The 4,038-nt window shown below is 26.1% G+C and carries 5 protein-coding genes; 1 reads left to right on the forward strand and 4 read right to left on the reverse strand.

All coding sequences use genetic code 11. The features are described from left to right. The 4 genes from U880_RS10150 to U880_RS0105485 form a co-directional block, all read right to left on the reverse strand. On the reverse strand, positions 1–347 hold a 347-nt coding region (locus tag U880_RS10150; protein WP_152520371.1), incomplete at its 3' end, for an anti-CBASS protein Acb1 family protein. Positions 348–525: 178 nt separating this feature from the next. Next, positions 526–1,140: a Bdr family repetitive protein gene (bdr, locus tag U880_RS11830; RefSeq protein WP_038359339.1), complete on the reverse strand. Its 615-nt coding sequence runs from the start codon at positions 1,138–1,140 to the stop codon at positions 526–528. A gap of 41 nt (positions 1,141–1,181) precedes the next feature. Then, complete coding sequence (locus U880_RS0105480) at positions 1,182–2,534, reverse strand: PBSX family phage terminase large subunit (RefSeq protein ID WP_024655104.1); 1,353 nt, start codon at positions 2,532–2,534, stop codon at positions 1,182–1,184. Positions 2,535–2,538: 4 nt separating this feature from the next. Further along, on the reverse strand, positions 2,539–3,078 hold the full coding sequence (locus U880_RS0105485; protein WP_024655105.1) for a DUF603 domain-containing protein: 540 nt from the start codon (positions 3,076–3,078) through the stop codon (positions 2,539–2,541). A gap of 155 nt (positions 3,079–3,233) precedes the next feature. Here U880_RS0105485 and U880_RS0105490 point away from each other — a divergent pair, with 155 nt between their 5' ends. Continuing rightward, positions 3,234–3,647, forward strand: a complete 414-nt coding sequence (locus U880_RS0105490) for an Mlp family lipoprotein (RefSeq protein WP_024654542.1) — start codon at positions 3,234–3,236, stop codon at positions 3,645–3,647. Positions 3,648–4,038 lie beyond the last annotated feature (391 nt).

Genomic DNA, 4,038 nt, shown 5'->3' on the forward strand with positions numbered 1-4,038 from the left:
CTACTTTCTGGTCCAATGTCATGTACTTTAGAATAATCTAAATACATAAATCCAATTGGTAATTCATTATTTACTTCTACATCTAAATCAAAAAACTGATCGGCTGTCTTTACTAAAATGTATCCAACACCATTAAATCGACAACTAATAATGCATTGTAATAATGCTGCTTTTAATTCTATTTTTAAACTACCCAAAGCATCATCAACATCTAATGATGTGCTTGATACACTGTCTAATGTTATTCCGTTCTTTAAACAATCTTTCGCTACATTATCTATGTAGTTCCTAAAAAATATTGAATATTTATATAAATCTCTTACATTTAATCTAAAATTTAATTTCATATCTTTTTTTGTTATATTTCTTTTAATCTTATACCACACAAATATAATACACTTTATTATTTTTGCTCACTTTTTTATAATTTTTTGTTACTTTTCTTATAAGCTTATTTAAGTTTATGAAGGATAAGTTTTACTTATTTAAATTTACTTTATCTTTCTTTATCTTTAATTAACATCTTTATTTAAATATCAGCGTTAATAAAATTCCTACAGCTAGGGTAATAATGGTTCCAAACATCCATGCATGTAATTTTAATGTTCCTTTAACCTCTGATGCAAATTTATCTATCTTAGTATCAAGCTCATTAAATTTAATATCTATCTTAGTATCAAGTTCCATTTTGTTAAGTTCCATATCTTTCCTAACAATATCTATCTTATTATCAAGTTCTTTAATATCTGACTTTAATTCGTCCCTTACTTTGTCGATTTTGTTATCAAGTTCTTTAATATCTGATTTTAAGTTATTTTCAATAATATCTATTTTGTTATGAAGATCTCTAATATCTGATTTTAGGTTATTTTCAACAGTATCTATTTTATTATCAAGTTCTGTAAATTTAGCATCTATTTTAGTATCAAGTTCTCTAATCTCAGCCTTTAAACCACGCTCTAACATCTCCAATTTTATGTCAAAGTTCTCTTTTAAATATTGAAGATCTTTAATAGTAAGCTCATTTTTATAGTATCTATAAGACAAATCATCCGCAATCTCTCTATTAATACCAGCTTTTACAAGCTCATTGAATACCATCTGCCTAGTAATTACAGGTTCCATTTGCATATACTCCATAAAGAATCTCCTTATATAATTATTATACAATAATTTATACGTTAAATGAAAGTAAATTTAGTAAAATGTTGACTTCTATCACGATAATTTAAAGACATAATTAAATATGCAGCTGATAATGCATCAAGAGCATCATCATGAACTTTGCCATCTCCATTATATGAATAAATATCATTAAATACAGAACGACTACTATAATCTAATAAATGCATCTTGTTATAAGTAAATGGTGTTAATAAAGAAACAATTCTTGAGTGTTTATTTGTTTTTGGTCTTGTTGGTGCAATTCTAAAGTAATTTGGCATATTATCTCGAAGTCTAACATATTCACGTGTCAATGAACCAGATCCTTTAATATCATCTCTATCTTCAATATACAGTGTATTAACATTTAAATTCTCCATTATTATCTTTATTGTATTCATAACATATGGATCAACATCTGGTTTTTGATCTTGAAATATAAATGCATAATACTTATCCAACTCCTTCTCTAAAACACAAAGAGAAGTATTATCTCCTCCACTACTATATGCAGGATCTAAATAAGCTATAGGACTTTTAAATTCATACTCTTTAATAATATTAATATTACTAAATATCGCATCATGATTTGCAACCCATTCGCCAAGTAGTACACTGGCTTTATATGTTGGAAAGTCTTTATAAAGTTCTTCTTGGGTCTTTATAAATTCCTTTGAAATTGCCTCATTATCATATGTCGTAAAATTATATGTAGAATATATTGTATTCTTATCAATATAATCTGTTTTAAAATAATGCTCTGGATGATCAGGATTAGTATCAAAAACAATAAACTCTGGTTTTATTCTTAGTCTCTTAAGCGCTTCTTTTAATGTCTCTTTATGCAGCGTTGTTGCTTCATTAACATAAATGACAGCAGAATTCGATCCTCTAAATCTTTCAAAGTCTCTTATTTTATCTCCACCATATAAATTAACCCTTAAAGAATCGATCTCAAAATATGACGTATTTGAATATTTGGGAACAAAAGGTATTTTAAGCATATTAGCAAGATTTTCAAACTGTTCTATAACATTAATTTCTAATGCCTTCTGTGAGTTGCCTAATATAAAATTATTGGTACCTTTCCTATAAAGATGCCTATTTTTAAGTAAAGTTTTTAAGAATAAATAACAAGCCAAAAATGTTTTACCACTAGCTATCCCACCTGATAAAATAACTTTGTTTTGATTATTCTTTTCAATATCACGTAACACTTTACGTTGTTTTTTATTTAAGAACTTATTTTCAAAGCTTTTAAAATCAACAACTACTGATTTTGGTTTCATAAAAGATGCAATATCAATCCCAAATTCACGTTTATATTCCCTTTGCATAGACTTAAAAATACTACTACTGTATATATCCATTTATTTATCCTCCAAAATTAAATCTACTCTCATCTAAGTCTGCAATTTTAAGTTTCTTCATTGTTTCATAACATAACTTCATTGTTTTATCTTCTTTCTCACGTTTTAAATCTTTAAGTTTAATCTTCTTATCTTGAAGTTCTCTACTATTTCCTTTCTTTTTACTCATTTTAATCTCTCTCTCCAATAGATTTATTTCTTCTATACAATCCTCAAGTTCCAATTCTAAATAATTGTTAAATGCCCTCATAAACTTAAGTCCAAGTTGACTTTTGGCTATACTAAATTGACTCTTAAGTTCACGTGCTTTAGCATTTGTCTCGAGTACTCGATCTAATATACTATTAAGAGTAGTTTTACAAATAGTTACTTTACTTTCACTAAAAAATTCCTTTGGATTATCTTTGATATTTTCCCATTTTTGTCTCATTTTACTTACATTAGCTCGTGAAACACCAAGTTCTTTCGCTATTTCAGTATCATTTAATCGACCTTCATCAAAATACATGGCATAATCTTCATATGCCCTCTTTACTTTATTCATATCTCTTCAACCTTATAATTTAACAAAAATTAATTTTAGTTAACATAAACTTTATAACAAAACATTAAACTTTCAAAAATAAATAAACAATTACAAAAATACCTATACAAGAAAAATAATAAATTTGAACTACCCTTAGAAACAAGGAGAGTATTATGATTAAATATACAAATTATTTGATATTTTGTAGTCTATTACTACTTTGCTGTTGCAAAGAAATAACAAAATCTACAAGACCCTCAAAAGATCTAACTAAAAAAAAGCCAGAAACTACAACAACACAAAAAACAGCTGAAGAAACATTAAGAAAAAATTTAACTGAAGAAGAGCAAGTAAACTTAGATTTCTTAAAAGAAAGTTTAAACAATAAAGAAAAGTTTAATAAGTTTTTATTATTTGCTCAACCTAAGATTAAAGAAGCTTTGGCTCACATAAAGACTCAACTTGAACGTTGCAAAAACAATAACGATGGTAAAGAAGGATTTAAAAATGCGGTACAAGCCTACTTTACTACAATGGATGACAATGAACTAGCTAATTTTAAAGATAGTGTGACGAGTACTTGTTAACGAAAGTTAAAAAATATTCAAAAAAACCTATTACATTGAAAAATATTGTAAAATGTCAAAAACATAATTCACATAATTTCATTTATTAAATTAGCAATTTAAAAAAAGTAAATAAAACTTTATGACAAACTAACAATTTTTATAAAATCAACAATCATATTATACAAATAATTATGAAATAGGAGAATAAAGATAAAATTAAAAGCAAATCTTTTTTAAAAATCCCTATACAAACCAAAATAACTAATAGTATACTTAAAAACAAGGAGAATATTATATGTATAAATATTTAAAACACATACTAATTTATAGTCTAATACTAGTCTATTCTTGTACAGATAAACTAAAAGTACACGAAAGAATAAGTTTAACACCAGCTAAACAAATACCA

Source organism: Borrelia hispanica CRI (genome assembly GCF_000500065.1).
Taxonomy (GTDB): domain Bacteria; phylum Spirochaetota; class Spirochaetia; order Borreliales; family Borreliaceae; genus Borrelia; species Borrelia hispanica.

Excerpts from the sequence above, each read along its gene's own strand:
- bdr (WP_038359339.1), bottom strand. The coding sequence starts at position 1,140 with ATGGAGTATATGCAAATGGAACCTGTAATTACTAGGCAGATGGTATTC.
- U880_RS0105480 (WP_024655104.1), bottom strand. The coding sequence starts at position 2,534 with ATGGATATATACAGTAGTAGTATTTTTAAGTCTATGCAAAGGGAATAT.
- U880_RS0105485 (WP_024655105.1), bottom strand. The coding sequence starts at position 3,078 with ATGAATAAAGTAAAGAGGGCATATGAAGATTATGCCATGTATTTTGAT.
- U880_RS0105490 (WP_024654542.1), top strand. The coding sequence starts at position 3,234 with ATGATTAAATATACAAATTATTTGATATTTTGTAGTCTATTACTACTT.